The following is a 16690-nucleotide window of genomic DNA, read 5'->3' as shown; positions in this document are numbered from 1 at the left end:
TGCCACGCGACTTGCCTCGCGACTCAGAGGTCGCGCGCGCGGATGGGGTAGAGCCAGAAGCACAGCCACGCGAGCGCCGTGAAGCCGAGCGGGATCACGGCCAGCATCAGGCGGATGCCGCCGTCCACCGCCTCCGGCTGCGCGTCGCCGAGCGTGGCATCGAACCCGGTCGCGGTGAGCACGGCCGCCGCCACGACGGCCTGCAGCACCACCGAGCCGCGTACCACGAAGCCGTTGACGCCGAAGTACGCCCCCTCGCGCCGGTGGCCCGTGCGCACCGCGTCCTCGTCGATGATCTGCGCGAGCACCACCTCGAGCAGCTGCAGCAGCCCGCCCACGCCGACGCCGACGGCGACCCCGACGAGAGCGGCCCCCAGCACCGAGGTCGGAAGAAGGTAGCCGAGCACCGCGATCCCGAACACGGCGACGCTCCACAGCAGCGCCGTCCGCGGCGAGGTGCGGCGCACCACCGCGCTCCACAGCACGATCGACGGGATGGCGGTGAGGAAGATCGCCCCGAGCAGCAGGCTGCCCTCCCCCTCCGCCGCCCCGAGCGAGTACCGCACGTAGAACGGCACGGAGGCGAGGATCACGGCGATCGACGTCTGCACGCACAGCGAGCCGAGCACATAGGGCACGAACGCCCTGTTCCGGAACGTGTACGCGAGCTGATCGCGCCACCGCATCGCCTCGGACGCCGCCTCCGGCACCCGGCGCTCGATCATGCCGCCGAAGAACGACCACGTCAGCAGCACCAGGCACACGGCGGACAGCACGAGTGCCATGCCGGGCCAGCCGATCGCGTCGTACAGCGCCGGCGCCCCGGCCGTCCCGAGGACCATGCCGAGGATGGCGAAGATCTGCCGCGGCACATTGCCCCTGGCGCGCTCCTCGGTCGTGCGGAAGATCTCGGGGAACAGCGCGGAGATGTTGAGCACGACCACCACGAAGGCGATGTCGTATACGGCGACCACCACGAGGAACCAGGCGATCAGGCCGCCCGGCGGCAGCGACGGCGGCATCCAGACGAGGGCGAACGCGACCACCAGCGGCACGATGCCGAGCCCGATCCAGGGGATGCGACGGCCCCAGGGCGTGCGCAGCCGATCCGACAGCGCCCCGACCACCGGGTTCAGTGCGGCGTTGAGGATGCCGTGCGCGATCATGGCGACCGCGACCCAGGCGGCCGGCACCGCCAGCTCCGACACGTAGAAGTAGACGACGAAAGCAGAGAAGGTCTGCGCCATCAGCTGCGTCGGGAACCCGGAGGCTCCGAACGCGATCGACTGGGCGCGGGTCGGGGCCGCGTCGAGGCGGCGGTCACGCAGTCGCTGGCTGAGCGCGGTCACCGCGTCGCTCCGCGCTGCAGCTCGCGGAGGTCGCGCCAGCCCACGCGCAGGAGTCCCTCGTCCGCGATCGCCTGCCGCACCACGGGGTCGTCGAGCAGGCGCAGCTCGTATCCGCGCTTCGCGGCGCCGAAGTCGACCGCCGACCGCAGCTCCTCGCCGTCCGTCATCGGGTGCAGATAGATCTCGGTGACCCCTGTGGGCACGGCGCGCAGCACCGCGAGGAAGCCGTCGCGCACCTGCTCGTACGTCTCCTCGTCGGCCGTTCCTTCGCCGCGCAGCTCGAACGGATGCGTCCACAGCCGGTCGATGATCTCGACGCCGAACGCGTCGGCCACGGCCGCGGCCTCCGCCAGCTTCGCCTGCAGCACCGGGTCCGCCTCCGCGCCCTCCAGGTGGCGCGGCAGCCGGAAGGGCAGGGCGTACCTGGCGGCGAGCTCGAAGACCGGCCGCAGGAAGTCGCGGCCGGTGAGGAGTCCGTACACGGAGCCCATGTGGTTGTCGAGGTGCGTCACGTCCACCCCCGCGTCGAGGGCCGCCTGGAGCTGCGCGGCGATCTCCGCCGCCACGTCCTCCTCCGAGGCGTGCTGCTCGACCGCCGCGACCTCGGCGGGGAAGAACCCGGCGTCGTCGACCAGGGTGGTGGCGGTGCCGGTGAGGGGCCGCCACCGGTAGCGCCGCCACTCGCTCGTGAGCACGAGGTGCACACCCACGTCGAGGTCACGCCGCGCAGCCGCGAAGGCGAGCGCCTCCGGCGACCAGGCACAGGGCACCATCACGGTGGCCGCGTCGATGGATCCTCGTTCCAGGAGACCGGTGATCGCGGTGTTCGCCGCGTGGCACATGCCGAAGTCGTCGGCGTTCAGGATGATCGCCCGTGCACCGGACGGGAGGCCGAGGCGATCGGCGAGAGCGGAGGGTGCGGTCATGACTGATCCTGTCCGGTGCGGTCAGCGACCGGTCCTGGCGGACGCGGCCGACGGGGTGAGGATGCGTGTGAACAGGGTCGCGCGCAGGGCGGTCGCCGCTTCCCCCACGGCGCCGACGAGGGGCGCCTCCGGGCCGAACCCCGATACCACGAACCGCAGCGGCAGCTGGGCGGCGTACTCGTCGGCGACACGCTCGACCGCCTCCACCAGCGCGGGATGGGCGGCCTCCCCGCCGAGGATGAACGCCTCGGGATCGAGCACGAGCGCCACGCTGCCCGCCGCCACCACGAGGCGCCGGCCGATCTCCCCGACGAGCTCCTGCGCCGCGGCGTCCCCCGATCGCGCGGCCTCCAGGTGCGCGAGCAGGGGCGCCTCGACGTCGAGACCGAGGCCGAGCGCGAGGTCATGCACCACGTCCTCGCCGACCACGGGCGCGCCGATGGGCAGCGGCGTCTGCGGGAGATACATGATCTCGCCCGCGACGCCCGAGAATCCGCGGTGCAGGGTGCCGTCGATCACGATGCCGGCGCCGAGGCCGTCGTCGAGCAGCAGCAGCGCGAAGCTCGCGAGCTCGGCACCCGCACCCGCGGTGAGCTCGGCGAGGGCCGCGAGATTCACGTCGTTCTCCACCCGCACGGGGCAGTCGAGCGCGGTCTGCAGCGCGGAGCGGAAGGCCCCGCCGTCGGGTCCCTGGTCGTCACGGATGCCGCCGTCGGCCGTGACGATCCCCGGCACCGCGACCACGGCGAGGTGCAGCGCGCCCCTGGCCGCACGCCGACACGTCGCCACGAGCTCCGCGAGGTGCGACACGCGGTCGACCGCGGCGGGGAAGGGCGCGTGCTGCTCGGCGCGCACGGCCCCGCTGGGATCGACGAGCACCACGTGAGCGCCCTGGTGGTCGACGTGGATCGCCGCCGCGTACCCGAGCCCCGGATGCAGACCGAACCTCCCGGCCGCGGGTCCCCTGGTGTCGCGGTCCACTCCGGCGGCCGCGACGGCGCCCGCTCCGTCGAGCATCCGCAGCACCTGGGTCACGGCGGTGCGCGAGAGCCCGGTCGCTGCCATGAGCTCCGCCCTGGTCTGCGGGCCGCGGCGAGCGAGCTGCTCGAGGATGGCGCGGCCGTTCAGCGTGCGCAGCAGACTCTGCGGTCCTGCGAGGGGTCGTGTCATGCGGAGGATCCTCTGGGGTGTCGTTCTCGTGTTCCCGCCCAGTGCCCGCCAGCATGCCACATCGCGTCGCACCGATCGACCCTCGCCGACCAGCGAGTCGGGACTCCTAGGGTGGAAGGATGACGACGCCGCTCGTGATCCGTGACGCCACAGCCGACGACGCCGATGCCGTGGCCGCCGTGCACGTGCGCTCCTGGCAGGCCGCCTACCGGGGGCTCATCGACCAGGACGTGCTGGACGGGCTGTCCATCTCCGAACGCGCGGAGGGCTGGCGGCGCATCTTCGCGGATCCGCTGCCCACGAGCCTCGGCACGCTGGTGGCGGAGCGCGAGGGCCGCGTCGTCGGCTGGGCCTCGTTCGGCTCCGGCCGTGACCCCGACGGCCTGGACGACGCCGAGCTGTACGGCATCTACGCCGACCCCGACGCCTGGTCGACCGGTGCCGGCCATGCCCTGCTGGACGCGGCGGAGGAGCGGATGATCGCGGCGGGTCACACGCGCTCGTACCTCTGGGTGCTCGACGGGAACGACCGCGCCGACGGCTTCTACGCCCGGCACGGGTGGGAGCTGGACGGCGCCACCAAGCTCGACCAGCGCCCGCAGCTCACGCTGCGCGAGCACCGCAGGGTCAAGCTCCTCGGCCCCCGCTGAACCGTTCCGTCGAGCGCGCTCATCACGTGCGTGAGACGTCGCCCCGCACGAGGGCGCTGCCGCCGGCGTGCGTCGGAGCGATCTTCCACTCCGCCATGGTGAGCGGGTAGCCAGGGGCGCTCGGAAAGACGACCGACGCGGCGGCGCCGCGGCCACGGATGCGACTTCGCATTCCGGATGGCGCGCGGGCGCGTGAACGTGCAATGTTGTCTCATCCTTATCATCAGCGTCGAGGAAAGGAGACAAAAGCGTGCGCGAAGACTTCAAGGCCGCGATGCGGTACTGGCAGGCGGGGCTCTGCCTGGTGACTGCCGTCGATGCGGACGGCGCGCCGATCGGCCTGGTCTGCAACTCGTTCGCGTCCCTGTCGATGGAGCCCCCGCTGCTGAGCTGGGCGGTCGACCACGGCTCGACGTCCATCGTGGGCTGGCGCTCCATCACGTCGTACGCCCTGCACATCTTCCCGCCGCTGGCTCGACCCCTCGACCATCCGCTGGCGCGGGTGTTCGCGCAGAAGGGCGGCGACAAGTTCGCCGACCTGACGTTCGAACGCAATGCGCTCGGCGACCCCGTGTTCCCGTCGCTGCCGACCCGGTTCGACTGCCTGCTCCACCAGCGCGTGACCGTCGGCGATCACGACCTCATGATCGGCCGACCGACCCTGATCCTCCATCCCGACAACCATCACCCCTCGACGAACGGACAATCATGACGCGCGACATCCTCAACGGCGACGGCTTCAAGCTCGGACTCTTCTCCGCCAACTGCTCCGGCGGGCTCGCCGTGACCACGATCCCCGAACGCTGGAGCGCCAGCTGGGAGGACAACCTGGCGATGGCGCAGGCCGCCGAGGAGGCGGGCATCGACTTCCTCCTCCCGATCGCCCGCTTCATCGGCTACAAGGGCGAGACCAACTTCCACGGATCCGTGCTCGATCCGATCGTCTGGGCGGCGGCGCTCCTCGCGAGCACCCGACGGATCAGCGTGTTCTCCACGATCCACACCGCCTTCAACCACCCGATGGTGATCGCCAAGCAGCTCGCGACCCTCGACCAGCTCGGCGGCGGCGGTCGCGCGGGCCTGAACGTCGTCGCCGGGTGGAACCTCCCCGAGTACGAGGCGCTCGGCGCGCCGATGCCGGAGGCGCACGACGACCGGTACGCCTTCGCGGCCGAGTGGCTGGACGTGGTGAACCGCGCCTGGAGCACCGAGGGCACGTTCACGTACAACGGCGCGTTCTACCACCTGAAGGACGCGGAGTCCGAGCCGAAGCCGCGCGGCGGCCGCGTGCCCGTGCTGAACGCCGGGTCCTCGCCGCAGGGGCGGGACTTCGCGGCGCACTTCTCCGACCTCGCCTTCACCGTGATCCCAGATGTCACCGCCGGCGCCGAGATCGCGCGGACGCTCAAGGAGGATGCGCGTGCGCGCTACGACCGCAACGTCGGCGTCCTGACGCTGAGCCACGTCGTCTGCCGCGAGAGCAGGGCGGAGGCGGAGGACTACCTCGCGTACTACGCGGAGCAGAACGCGGACTGGGGAGCGGTCGACTACCTGATGGGGCTGCAGGGGATGCATGCCCAGTCGTTCACGCCGGAGATGCTGCAGAGCATGCGCGAGCGCTTCGCATCCGGCCATGGCTCGCTCCCGGTGATCGGCACCCCGGATGATGTGGCGGAGCAGATCCGCGCGGTGAGCGACGCCGGCCTGGACGGGATGACCCTCGCGTTCGTCGACTACACGACCGAGGTCACGCGATTCGGCAGGGAGGTCATGCCGATCCTCGAACGGATGGGCGTGCGGCCGCCGCGCCGCTGACCATGACGGCCCGCCCGCTGTCCGCATACCCCGTCGAGCGCGCGGAGGACCCCTCGCGCCTGCGCGACGCCGTCGGCGACCTCATCGGGTACGACCACCTGGTCGTGACGCGGGAGCCTGTGGCCGCTGCTCGACGGCACGGGGTGGTGAACGGCGGGCGGTTCGACGAACTGTCGCTCGTGTATGTGGCGTACGCCACGCCGGTGCGGGTGATCGCACCCGCCGCCGCCGGTCATGTGGTGCTGGTCGTGCCGCTCGGGCCGATGACGGTGGAGGTCGCCGGTCACCGGGAGACCCGCACGACGCCGTTCGTGCTGTCGGCGGCATCGGACACCACGATGCTCCCGGATCCGGACGCGGGTGCCCTGGTCGGAGCCGTCGACCTGGGCACCCTCGTCGCACTCCTGAGGGACCTCTTCGGCACCGAGCGGGAGATGACGCTCGACCTCTCTCACCGACGGCCCCTCGACCTGAACGCCGCGCGAGCACTGCATCGCACCTGGCACTCCTTCGCCACCGTTCAGGGCGGCGACCCGGCCGACCTCGTCGACACTCTGCTGACGGGCCTCAGCAGTTTCGTCCGCTTCCGGGACGGCGGCGCCGTCGATTGGGCGACCCCTCCGCCCTATCTCACCCCTGCCCTCCGACACCTGCATCGTCACCTCGCCGATCCGCTGACTCTCGCCGATCTCGGAGACACCGTCGGGATCGGGACGCGTCAGCTCCAACTCGCGTTCCGCGCCCACCTCGGCTGCACCGCCCAGCAGTACCTGCGCGACGCGCGGCTCGATCGTTCGTGGCACCTGCTCCAGAGGCACACCGCCCACTCCGCCGCCGCGGGCACTCTCACGGTGAGCGCGGTGGCCGCGGAGGTCGGCATCCCCCATACGGGACGCTTCGCGGCCTACTTCGCGCAGCGGTTCCGCGTCCTGCCGTCCGCACTGCTGCACTGAAGCCCTTCCCGAGCACGCCGCGGCCCCCTCGCGACGGTCACGGCAGCCGCGACACCGCCAGCGTCAGCGCGGCACCGTCCTCATCCGCCATGGCCGCCGTCGAGAGCCCCGCCAGGGTCTCCGCCGCCCCCGCGGTGCCCACGAGTCGCCGCGCGCAGTCCATCAGCACGGCGAAGCTCTGCGAGCCATGCTCATGCGTCTGCCCGTACCCCTTGAGCACCCGGGCGCAGCGTGCCACCTCGCACGCCAGCGCGTAGTCGACGGTTGCCGTCTCGGCGATCAGGGCCAACCACGCCTCGATCGCGTTCTGCTCCTGTCCGAATCGCAGCGATCGGGGCCTGATGGGTCTCAGCGCCGCCAGCAGCCAGAGCGCGCCGTAGCCCACCACCGAGGTCGTGTTCAGGATCATGCCGTTGCGGGTGATGGCGGCCACGAGCTTCGCGAACGGTCGCGAGCGGGACAGCGCCGCCCCCAGTGCCGCCGGCAGCATCGCGGTGATCTCGTCGAGTTGAGGGTGGAGGAACTCGCGGATCTGGGTGAGCTGCCCCTCGGTCGCCTTCGCCTCGGACCGCACACCGTCCAGCCGGCGCGCGCGGAGCTTCTGGTGGGCGACCTGGATCGTGTCCTGGTACGACATCCAGAGTGCCGCGTGGCGGGCGGTCTCGACGGTGAGCGCGGCCTCGTCGCCCCCGCGCTCGGCGTCGATGCGCGCCACCCCGGCCACCCGCGAGAGGTACAGGTCGGTGTAGGCCAGGTTCTGGTAGAGCGCCGTGCGCACGCAGCCGTGGATCAGCATCGAACGCGCCGCCTCGGGGAACCGCGCGACCGCGTCCATCCGACCGGCGAGCCGCGGACCGACCAGGGCTCGGGGGTCGGTGACGGCGAGTTCACGATGCCGTGCCGCTTCCGCGTCCGCTGCGGCCTTCCGCGGGTCTTCCGGCGGACGGCGGCCGATCGTGACGCGGACCGGCCCCAGCCCCTTCGGCGGCGGCGTCGCCGCCTGCGCCTGCTCGGCCTGGACGGCCTCGTCGGCCCCCTCGAACCCGCGGGCGAACGCTGCGAGCGACCGATCGACGGCCTTCCCCGAGCGTCGCAGCGCCTCCTCGAACCGCTCGCGCGTGAGGGGAAGCGCGCCCGATCGCGCGAACGCGCCGAACAGCGACGAGGAGATGACGCTGCCCTCCTGAAGGGCCATCTCGTTGAAATCGGCCGCGATGAGCGTCCGGGCACCCGCTCGCGCCGCATCCAGCAGGCTCGCCGACTCCACCCGGCCGTCACCCAGGGCGATCTTCTCGCTGATGGCGTAGACGCGATTCGTCGAGACGATGAGGGTGGTGCGATCGGGCGTGCAGAACCCGCGCTGCACCGCGCGTCCGGCCTCCATGAGCTCGGAGGCGATCACGACATCCACGTCCCCCGGTGCGGGGAACAGACTCAGCACCGGCTCCGTCCGCGCACTGCCCGGCGCGGGAGCCTGGCTCTTCGGGAAGAGCTCGACGTAGTAGACCGTCGCGCCCGTGCGCTGAGCGACACCGGCGACGGACGTGCTCTGCGTCGTGTAACCCGCCTCCTCGCCCACGTCGACGATCCAGTCCGCGAGGACACCGCCTCCCTCGCCGCCCATCGCGAGGATCGCGACGGTGATCGGGCGGGCCGCTGCGACCGGGGCGCTCATGCGGCGACCTCGTACCCGCGCGCACGACGTTCGACGGGAGCCGACAGCGCCGCGATCCACGCGCTTCGCACCGCACCGAGCACCCGGTCACCCCAGTGGGGGTTGATGACAACATCGGTGCGGTAGAAGGACGGACACAGAGAGGCGGCATGCGCGTTGGCGCCGCACACCCCGCATCCGACACAGCTGTCGATCACGGTCGCGACGGGGTCGGTGCGCAGGGGGTCGGGATTGTCGGTCAGGGTGAGCGAAGGACAGCCGGAGATGCGGATGCAGGCGTGATCACCGGTGCAGGTCTCCGCGTCCACGCCGAAGCGCTGGCGCACGACCCTCTTCCCCGCGGCTACGTCCTGCTGCACCTGCTTCTTGATCCGGCGTTGGGCGTTCAGCTGGCACTCGCTCTGAGCGACGACGACCTTCGGACCCTTCTCGGTCGCGGTGAACGCCTCGAGGAAGACCTTCTTCAGCCGGCTCACGTCGTAGGTGTGCGTCACGGTCTTGGCCCAGCGCACCCCGATGCCGCGTACAGCCCGCTCGATCGGGTGACGAGACGACCGGCCGGACACCTCGGCCTGTCCGTACGACGAGAGCAGGTCCTGACCTCCGGTGGCGGCCGCGTACGAGTTGTCGACGACGACGAGCACCTGGTCGTTCTGGTTGAACACGGCGTTGCCGACGCCGCTGGTGAGGCCGTTGTGCCAGAACCCGCCGTCTCCCATCACTGCGATCGTCGGGCGATCCGCGCCCTCCGCATTCAGGGCGGCCGCTGCGGCGGAACCGAGGCCGTATCCCATGGTGGTGCCGCCGAGGTTGAACGGCTCGTTGATACCGAAGAGGTGGCAGCCGATGTCCATGCTCACGTGGTGGGCCTGGCCCGTCTCGCGCTCCGCGAGTTTCAGTGCGCTGAAGATCGGACGTTCCGGGCATCCCGTGCACAGCCCGGGCGGACGCGCGTGCACCTGGCGGGCATCGACCCGCGGGGCGAAGGGACTCGCGGGGTCATCGGCCGGCCGCAGGAGCGCAGGCTCTGCCAGAGCGACCTCCGGCACATACCGCCGCAGGAACTGCGCGAGCCCCGCCGTGACCACCTGTGTCGTGTACTCGCCTGCCATCGGCAGCAGATCCTTCCCGTGCAGCGCCGTGTCGATGCCGGCCTTGCGGAGGATGGCGTGCAGGTTCTGCTCGATGTAGTCGGGCTGCCCCTCCTCCAGCAGCAGCACCGCCTTCTTCCCCACGCAGAAGCGCCGCGCCTCATCCTCGATGACGGGGTATGCGACGTTCATCACGTAGAGCGGGACGCGCGCGTTCCCGAAGACGTCGGAGAGGCCGAGCAGTTCGAGACCGCGAATCAGGGTGTTGTACAGGCCGCCCTGCACGATGATGCCGACGTCTTCCACTTCTCCGTCGAAGAACTCGTTGAGCTGGTGTTCGCGGATGTACTCGACCGCGGCGGGCCATCGCGCCTCCACCTTCTCCTTCTCGTGCGCGAAGCTCGCGGGCGGGAGCACGATGCGGCTCAGATCGCGCTCCGGGTGCTCGACCGCGTCGCGGATCGTCATCGTGGGCCGTCGGTTGTCGGCGGCGACGAAGGACCCCTGGAGGTGGCACGAGCGCAGCCGCAGCTCGAGCATGACCGGAGTGCTGCTCGCCTCGGACAGCGCGAACCCGTGCTTGACGGCGTCCACGATGGCGCCGATGTTCGGCCGGGGATCGAGCAGCCACATCTGCGACTTCATCGCGAAGGCGTGCGAGCGCTCCTGCATGATGCTCGATCCCTCGCCGTAGTCCTCGCCGAGGATGACGAGCGCTCCTCCGGTGACGCCGCCGCTGGACAGATTCGCCAGCGCGTCGGAGGCGACGTTCAGTCCGACGGTGGACTTGAACGTGACGGCGCCCCGCATCGGGTAGTGCACGGATGCGGCCAGCATCGCGGCGGCGGTGGCCTCGGACGCGGAGTTCTCGAAGTAGACGTCGAGATCGCCGAGGATCTCGCGGGCGTCCCCCAGCACGTCCATCAGATGCGAGATGGGCGCGCCCTGGTAGCCGCCGACGTAGGAGACCCCGGATTCGAGCAGCGCCTTGGTCACCGCCAGAATGCCCTCGACATGAAGCGACGCCCCCGCCCCCTCACGGAGGACCTTGACCTCGTTGACGAATGAACGCTCTGCCATGATTCGCCTTTCCTCGTCTTCATCGACGTCGAGAACAGAACCCGCCTCCGTGACTATATCAAATTCACATCGACCGTCGGCAAACTGTAATACGGCTCGCCTGCGACGCCGTGCTCTTCGCGCCGACGGCAGGTCGCGGCGCGGGCGTGCGGCCCGTCGATGCGCCACAGCCGTGCGGCGAGGCGATGGCATGCGGCCGGCGACGGCATGCGGCGATGAGTCGCGGCGCCAGCGACGGGGACACCGTCAGCGGCGCAAGCGCCGCAAGTGATGGGGACAGCCCCAGCGGCGCAAGCGCCGTGAGCGACCGGCGCGGCGTGAGCGACGGAGGTTCTCAGCGCAGGGCGGCGGCTGCCCCGGAGCCACGCACGGCCGTCGCCTTGCGGTCCCCGCCGCTGACGACCCCACGCACGTAGGCCAGCGCCGCCGGCTCCAGCCGCGTCACGATCTGCTCGATCAGCTGCACCGCACGGCGACCGGACCAGTCGCCCGGCAGCAGCTCGGGCGGAAGGCCGGGATCGCGCATGGGAAGCACACGCCAGTCGTCGAGCGCCCGCATGTAGAGGGTGAACGCGTCGCGCGGAGGTACGTCATCGGGATGTGCGCGCTCCAGCCCCTCGAGCGCCGCGTGATGTCGACCGATGAAAGTCCGGTAGCCCTCGTCGATCGCGTCGAGGTCCCAGCTCTCGCGCACCATGCGGGAGAGCTCCTGACCGCCGACGTGCTGCCCGACGAGCACCGTGGTGTTGTCCCTCAGCTCCAGCTCGTCGACGAGATCGATCGCCTCTGCCGCCATCCGCGCCGGCGCGATCCACACCCCCTGCCCCAGATTGCCGAAGCCGAGCGCCAGCAGCCGCCCCCGCAGGCGGTGTCGCTTGGCGCGCAGCTCTTCCGGCACGGAGAAGGTGGCGATGCACCAGCCGTCTTCCATCAGCGCCGGCTGCCGAGCGTGCCAGATCACCTCGTCGCCGGAGGCGAGGGAGGCCTTCGCGACCTCGGTGAGTCGGTAGCCGTTCCTGTCATCCCGCTTCTCGGGCACCAGCCACCCGCGGCTCTTCAGCCGCGACACCCCGGTGCGGACACTGGACTCGTCGACGTCGAGCGCATCCAGGAGCGTGACGATGCCCTTCACCGGCATCCAGTCCTCGGTCCGCCTCGCGAAGGCCCCGAGAAGGGTGACGAGGAGAGTGCGCGAGACGTTCGAGTTCATCCGGCGTTCGACTCCTTCGGGTGTACGCCGCGGCCCCCGCCACTCCGGGAACGCCCTCCGCGGGTTGGTCACTCGCGGACGCCCCCCGGGCCGACAGCCCTCGTACTCTAGCGGCATATCGCAGTTCGCGATGCCGCACACGCCCTCGGAGCAGCGCCGTCGTCGACCGCCCCTCAGTCGGCGATGTCGAGCTCGATGTCGGCCACATCCTGGTCGGTGAGGTTGACCACGATGTTGTCCGGCGTGCGCGTGGTGAGCCACACGAGCTCGCGCGACCGACTGGCGTTGCCCTCGATGTGCGGCACGAACGGAGGCACGTACACGAAGTCGCCCTCCTCGAAGTACATGACCTCGGAGTACCGTTCCCCGAAGCGGATGTACCCACGGCCGCGCAGCACGTAGCCGCCGGTCTCGGCCTCACCGTGGTGGTGGGGGTCGGAGTGCTCGCCGACCGCCGTGTGCACTCGACCGAACCAGAGGTCGACGACAGCGGTGTTCTCGACCGCGACGCCCGAGTAGCGCTTCGCTTTCGCGGTCTGTCCAGGCGCGAGCGGCAGCTCGTTCCCGCGCTGCACGCTGATGCGCTTGAACGGGCGCCCGAGGGGATCGATGCCGGTCATGATGATGTCCTTTCGACGGGCCGCGCAGCGGAAGGCGGACGCCGTCACGCTGCATCGCGGCCGGATGGTGCCCCGAGTGTATGGCGGCCCCCGCGCACGGCCGCGGGCGTTCCGCATGGCGGGACATCCGGGCGGTCAGTAGGCCAACAGGGGCTCGATCCTCGCCACCGCATCGCGCAGCCCATGGAGCAGCGCCTCCTCACGATCGCTCAGCACCGCGCCCCGCGGGCGCGACCCCACCCGGTCGAGCGGCAGCGCGACCGTGAGACTGCTGACGACATCTCCGCTCGGGCGCCGGATCGGCACGGCCAGAGCGTACATGCGGCTCTCGGACTCCCCGAGGTTCCGCGCGTAGCCGAGCTCGCGAACGCGCCGCAGCTCCTCCTCCAGAGCGCCGCCGTCGACCCCCACAGGGTCCGTATCGTCCGGGCGCAGCAGCTCCGCCCGGCGGGCAGGGTCGAGGGCGGCCAGGAGCACCTTTCCGCCCGCCGTCCGTCGCGCCGGAAGCAACTGCCCGACCCTGCTCGGGACGGTGCCGGGGCGTCCGGACTGCACACTCGCGGCGCAGAGGCAGACCCCGCCGCGCAGCACCGTCAGATGCACGGTCTCGCCCGTCGAACGCTGCAGGTCGTTCATCGCCTCGCGGCTCACCGTCACGCAATGCTCCAGCGCCGAGACGGTCGAGGAGAACAGCATCGCCGTGCCGAGCTCGTAGCGCCGCCCGCCGACCTCCTGGCGGACGAACCGCTGCTCCCGCAGCGTCGAGAGCAGCCGGTGCGCCGTCGACCGGCCGACCCCGACGGCGCTCGCGATGTCGCACAGACGCATCGGCCCCTGAGCACGCAGAAGGTGCAGCACCTCCAGGGCCTTCGTCAGCGAGTGCAGGGTGTCGCTCATCGACCTCGACCGTGCCGTCAGGCGTCGACCAGCGCGTACACCCGCGCGGGGCTTCCCCCTCCGCCGACGATCGGCAGGGGCGCGACCACGATGACGGCGCCCGTCGCGGGAAGCGCACGGAGGTTCTGCAGCGACGTGATGCCGTACTTGTCGTTGCCCAGGAGGTGGTGATGCGCGGCGAAGGGCGGATCCAGCTCCGCGCCGCGACCCGCATCGATGCCGACCGTCTCGACGCCGACGCCGGAGATCGCCGTCTCCTCGGCCAGCCACCTCGCCGTCTCGGCCGTCATCCCCGGCGTGTGCGAGCCGGTCCCATCGATGTTGAGGAACGCCTCCCTGTCCTGCGCGAACCGGTCCCATCCCGTCCGCAGCAGCAGCCAGCCGTTCTCGGGCAACGCTCCGTGCTGAGCCTCCCAGGCCCGGATGTCGTCGACCGTCACCAGGTAGTCGGGGTTCTCGGCGACCTGAGCGGTGACGTCGAGCACCGCCGCCGGGCCCACCAGGCGGGACGGCGGGATGCTCGCGACGTCGTGACCGTCCTTCCCGGTGATCCAGTGCACGGGAGCATCGAGGTGGGTGCCGATGTGCTCGCCCGTGTGGATGTTGTGATGCATCCAGAACGGGCCGCGCTCGTCGAACCGGCTCACCTCCTCCAGCCGGAAGTCGATCAGGTTGGCGAACGGCTCGGGCAGCCGCAGCGTCGGGGTCTCCGACGACAGCGGATTGGTCAGGTCGATGATCCGGATGGTCCCGGCCGCCAGAGCGGCGGCGAGGGCGTTGGCGTTCTGCATGATGGTCTCCTCGTCGAGGTCGGTGGAGCGCTGCGCGCCCCGTGGTCAGTGCTGAAGGTCGAGCTCCGCCGAGCGGACGCCCGCCGCGACGGTCTCGCCGTCGATCCACCGCGAGTGGATGTCCTCGACGACGGGATCGAGCAGCAGCTCGAGGCGGGGGCGGACGGCATCCGTCCGAGCCGTCGGAGGCTTGCGTCGGCCCGCGCGGTACGGCGGGATCCAACGGACCGCCGGCCCCTCGTAGCCCTGGTCGGCAGCCGCGTGCAGCGTCCAGTAGGGGTCGTAGAGGTGGCCCCGACCGATCGCCACGAGATCGCAGCGGCCGGCGAGGAGCAACGAGTTCACGTCGTCGGAGGACGAGATGGCGCCGACGGCGATGACCGGAACTCCCGCCGCGGCCGCCACGCGGTTGCGGATCTTGTCGGCGAACGGCGTCTGGTAGCTCCGCCCGTACTGAGGCCGCTCCTGCTTCACCACCTGGCCCGACGACACGTCGATGCCGTCGGCGCCGTGCGCGATGAAGGCGGCCGCGATCTCCACCGCGTCGTCGTCGGTGATCCCGCCCTCCGCCCAGTCGGTCGCCGAGAGGCGCACGAGGAGGGGACGATCGCTCGGCCATTCCGCACGCACGGCGTCGTAGACCTCCAGCGGAAAGCGGAGGCGGTTCTCCAGCGAGCCCCCGTACTCGTCCTGCCGCTGATTGGCCAGCGGGGAGAGGAACGAGGACAGCAGATAGCCGTGGGCCGCGTGAAGCTCCAGCACGTCGAAGCCGGCTTCCGCCGCGCGCCGAGTAGCCGCCACGTAGTCGGCCGTGATGCGGTCGAGGTCGGCGCGCTCCAGAGCGCGCGGCACCGGACTACCGGGCCCGTAGGGCAGGGGCGAGGGTCCGACCACCTCCCACCCGCCGTCCTCCAGAGGGTCGTCGATCCCCTCCCACATCCGCTTGGTCGAGCCCTTCCGGCCCGCGTGTCCGAGCTGCGCGCCGATCCTGGCCTCCGTCGCCGTGTGCACATAGTCGACGATCCGGGCCCAGGCATCGCGCTGCTCGTCGGTGTACAGCCCCGCATCGGCGGGACTGATCCGACCGTCGGCGGACGGGGCGATCATCTCGGTCATCACCAGCCCGGCGCCCCCCACGGCCCGACTGCCGAGATGGATGAGGTGGTGGTCTCCGACCACCCCGTCCTGCGCCGAGTACTGGTCCATCGGCGAGACCACGATCCGGTTCGCGAGCGCGAGCCCTCCGATCCGGCACGGCTGGAACATGGCGGGGGCATCCGCGGTACCGAGGCGCGCGGCGAAGTCCCTCTGGACCAGCTCCGCGAACTCCGGATCGCGCAGCCGGAGGTTCTCGAACGTGATGCGCCGCGATCGTGTCAGCAGGTTGAACGCGAAGGGGACGGGGGCCTGGCCCTTGTACTGGTCGATGTTCTCGAACCATTCGAGCGACGCCTGGGCCGCGCGCTGGATCGAGAGGACGACCGGGCGACGCTCCTCCTCGTACGCACGGAGCGCCGCGCCCAGGTCGCCGGGCCGCTCCTGCAGGTTCGCGGCGAGCGCGAGCGCGTCCTCGAGGGCGAGCTTGGTGCCGGAGCCGATCGAGAAATGCGCCGTGTGCGCCGCGTCACCGATCAGCACCACGTTCTCGTGACTCCACCGCTCGTTGCGCACGGTGTGGAACGTGACCCACTTGGAGTTGTTGGTGAGAAGCGTGGCACCCGCGAGCTCCTCGGCGAAGATCTCGGCGATCCGGGCGACCGACGCGTCATCGCTCACCCCGGGAGGGAAGCTCGCAGCATCCGAGGCGTCGAGCCCGGCCGCGCGCCAGATGTCCTGGTGCATCTCGACGAGGAACGTGCTCTCGGTCGCGGAGTACGGATAGGCGTGCACCTGCATGATGCCCCACGGCGTGTGCTTGACGTGGAACGTGAACGCCTCGAGCGCACGATCCAGCCCGAGCCAGATGAACCGCGACCGCCGAGGATCGAGCGTGGGACGGAAGCTCTCGGCGTAGCGCGCACGGACGGCGGAGTTGATGCCGTCCGCCGCCACGACGAGGTCGTGATCGCGCGCCAGCTCATCCACGTCCGGCGCGGTGGTCCGGAAGTGGATGGCCACTCCCAGCTCTGCGGCCCGGCGCTGCAGCATCAGCAGCAGCTCCTTCCGACTGGCCGCTGCGAAGCCCTGACCGCCCACCGTCAGCGTCTCGCCGCGGAAGTGCACGTCCAGGTCCTTCCAGCGGGCGATGCCGGCCTCCATCGCAGCGAAGAACTCGGGATCCGCGTTCCGAATGCCCCCGAGCGTCTCCTCACTGAACACCACGCCGAATCCGAAGGTGTCATCGGGGGCGTTGCGCTCCCAGATCGTGATCTCGTGGCTCGGATCGAGCCTCTTGGCCAGCAGCGAGAAGTAGAGTCCTCCCGGTCCGCCGCCGACGACAGCGATCTTCATTCCCATAGCCCG

14 protein-coding genes are annotated in these 16690 nt (G+C 70.9%); 4 read left to right on the top strand and 10 right to left on the bottom strand.

The window, feature by feature from the left end; genetic code table 11:
* Positions 1-23: 23 nt before the first annotated feature.
* The 3 genes from M3C17_RS02140 to M3C17_RS02130 are packed head-to-tail and all read right to left on the bottom strand — an operon-like array spanning position 24 to position 3445.
* On the bottom strand, positions 24-1349 hold the full coding sequence (locus M3C17_RS02140) for an MFS transporter (protein ID WP_259976002.1): 1326 nt from the start codon (positions 1347-1349) through the stop codon (positions 24-26).
* Positions 1346-2275, bottom strand: coding sequence for a polysaccharide deacetylase family protein (locus M3C17_RS02135; RefSeq protein ID WP_259976001.1), 930 nt, complete (start codon positions 2273-2275; stop codon positions 1346-1348). The genes M3C17_RS02140 and M3C17_RS02135 overlap by 4 nt, the downstream gene beginning before the upstream one ends.
* Before the next feature lie 21 nt (positions 2276-2296).
* On the bottom strand, positions 2297-3445 hold the full coding sequence (locus M3C17_RS02130) for an ROK family transcriptional regulator (RefSeq protein WP_259976000.1): 1149 nt from the start codon (positions 3443-3445) through the stop codon (positions 2297-2299).
* A gap of 119 nt (positions 3446-3564) precedes the next feature.
* Here M3C17_RS02130 and M3C17_RS02125 point away from each other — a divergent pair, with 119 nt between their 5' ends.
* From M3C17_RS02125 to M3C17_RS02110, 4 genes are all read left to right on the top strand, one after another.
* Positions 3565-4095, top strand: a complete 531-nt coding sequence (locus tag M3C17_RS02125) for a GNAT family N-acetyltransferase (protein WP_259975999.1) — start codon at positions 3565-3567, stop codon at positions 4093-4095.
* Between the two features lie 250 nt (positions 4096-4345).
* On the top strand, positions 4346-4807 hold the full coding sequence (locus tag M3C17_RS02120) for a flavin reductase family protein (RefSeq protein ID WP_259975998.1): 462 nt from the start codon (positions 4346-4348) through the stop codon (positions 4805-4807).
* Positions 4804-5910 (top strand): LLM class flavin-dependent oxidoreductase, encoded by a 1107-nt coding sequence (locus M3C17_RS02115; RefSeq protein ID WP_259975997.1) that lies wholly within the window; start codon positions 4804-4806, stop codon positions 5908-5910. Before M3C17_RS02120 ends, M3C17_RS02115 begins: the two co-directional genes overlap by 4 nt.
* Positions 5911-5912: 2 nt before the next feature.
* Positions 5913-6863 (top strand): AraC family transcriptional regulator, encoded by a 951-nt coding sequence (locus tag M3C17_RS02110; RefSeq protein ID WP_259975996.1) that lies wholly within the window; start codon positions 5913-5915, stop codon positions 6861-6863.
* Between the two features lie 37 nt (positions 6864-6900).
* Here the strand turns inward: M3C17_RS02110 and M3C17_RS02105 are convergent, their stop codons facing one another.
* The 7 genes from M3C17_RS02105 to M3C17_RS02075 form a co-directional block, all read right to left on the bottom strand.
* Complete coding sequence (locus M3C17_RS02105) at positions 6901-8538, bottom strand: indolepyruvate oxidoreductase subunit beta family protein (protein ID WP_259975995.1); 1638 nt, start codon at positions 8536-8538, stop codon at positions 6901-6903.
* Positions 8535-10709 carry an indolepyruvate ferredoxin oxidoreductase subunit alpha gene (locus M3C17_RS02100; protein WP_259975994.1) on the bottom strand — a complete coding sequence of 725 codons (2175 nt, stop codon included), beginning with the start codon at positions 10707-10709 and terminating at the stop codon, positions 8535-8537. Before M3C17_RS02100 ends, M3C17_RS02105 begins: the two co-directional genes overlap by 4 nt.
* 334 nt (positions 10710-11043) lie before the next feature.
* The gene (locus M3C17_RS02095) at positions 11044-11919 is read right to left on the bottom strand and encodes a PaaX family transcriptional regulator C-terminal domain-containing protein (RefSeq protein ID WP_259975993.1); all 876 of its coding nucleotides are present in this window, start codon (positions 11917-11919) and stop codon (positions 11044-11046) included.
* A gap of 173 nt (positions 11920-12092) precedes the next feature.
* Positions 12093-12539, bottom strand: coding sequence for a cupin domain-containing protein (locus M3C17_RS02090; protein ID WP_259975992.1), 447 nt, complete (start codon positions 12537-12539; stop codon positions 12093-12095).
* A gap of 135 nt (positions 12540-12674) precedes the next feature.
* Positions 12675-13436: an IclR family transcriptional regulator gene (locus tag M3C17_RS02085; RefSeq protein WP_259975991.1), complete on the bottom strand. Its 762-nt coding sequence runs from the start codon at positions 13434-13436 to the stop codon at positions 12675-12677.
* Positions 13437-13453: 17 nt separating this feature from the next.
* The gene (locus tag M3C17_RS02080) at positions 13454-14227 is read right to left on the bottom strand and encodes a cyclase family protein (protein ID WP_259975990.1); all 774 of its coding nucleotides are present in this window, start codon (positions 14225-14227) and stop codon (positions 13454-13456) included.
* Positions 14228-14272: 45 nt separating this feature from the next.
* Entirely contained in the window at positions 14273-16678 is a 2406-nt protein-coding gene (locus tag M3C17_RS02075) for a bifunctional salicylyl-CoA 5-hydroxylase/oxidoreductase (RefSeq protein ID WP_259976021.1), read from the bottom strand.
* Between the last annotated feature and the right edge of the window lie 12 nt (positions 16679-16690).

The organism is Microbacterium sp. p3-SID336, assembly GCF_025143365.1.
Classification (GTDB): domain Bacteria; phylum Actinomycetota; class Actinomycetes; order Actinomycetales; family Microbacteriaceae; genus Microbacterium.
This window is presented reverse-complemented; position numbering and strand designations above follow the sequence as displayed.

What these genes read in the sequence shown, in the direction of transcription:
- M3C17_RS02135 (WP_259976001.1), bottom strand. Translation starts at nt 2,275, where the DNA reads ATGACCGCACCCTCCGCTCTCGCCGATCGCCTCGGCCTCCCGTCCGGT.
- M3C17_RS02100 (WP_259975994.1), bottom strand. Translation starts at nt 10,709, where the DNA reads ATGGCAGAGCGTTCATTCGTCAACGAGGTCAAGGTCCTCCGTGAGGGG.
- M3C17_RS02075 (WP_259976021.1), bottom strand. Translation starts at nt 16,678, where the DNA reads ATGAAGATCGCTGTCGTCGGCGGCGGACCGGGAGGACTCTACTTCTCG.
- M3C17_RS02115 (WP_259975997.1), top strand. Translation starts at nt 4,804, where the DNA reads ATGACGCGCGACATCCTCAACGGCGACGGCTTCAAGCTCGGACTCTTC.
- M3C17_RS02080 (WP_259975990.1), bottom strand. Translation starts at nt 14,227, where the DNA reads ATGCAGAACGCCAACGCCCTCGCCGCCGCTCTGGCGGCCGGGACCATC.
- M3C17_RS02125 (WP_259975999.1), top strand. Translation starts at nt 3,565, where the DNA reads ATGACGACGCCGCTCGTGATCCGTGACGCCACAGCCGACGACGCCGAT.
- M3C17_RS02130 (WP_259976000.1), bottom strand. Translation starts at nt 3,445, where the DNA reads ATGACACGACCCCTCGCAGGACCGCAGAGTCTGCTGCGCACGCTGAAC.
- M3C17_RS02085 (WP_259975991.1), bottom strand. Translation starts at nt 13,436, where the DNA reads ATGAGCGACACCCTGCACTCGCTGACGAAGGCCCTGGAGGTGCTGCAC.
- M3C17_RS02090 (WP_259975992.1), bottom strand. Translation starts at nt 12,539, where the DNA reads ATGACCGGCATCGATCCCCTCGGGCGCCCGTTCAAGCGCATCAGCGTG.
- M3C17_RS02095 (WP_259975993.1), bottom strand. Translation starts at nt 11,919, where the DNA reads ATGAACTCGAACGTCTCGCGCACTCTCCTCGTCACCCTTCTCGGGGCC.
- M3C17_RS02105 (WP_259975995.1), bottom strand. Translation starts at nt 8,538, where the DNA reads ATGAGCGCCCCGGTCGCAGCGGCCCGCCCGATCACCGTCGCGATCCTC.
- M3C17_RS02110 (WP_259975996.1), top strand. Translation starts at nt 5,913, where the DNA reads ATGACGGCCCGCCCGCTGTCCGCATACCCCGTCGAGCGCGCGGAGGAC.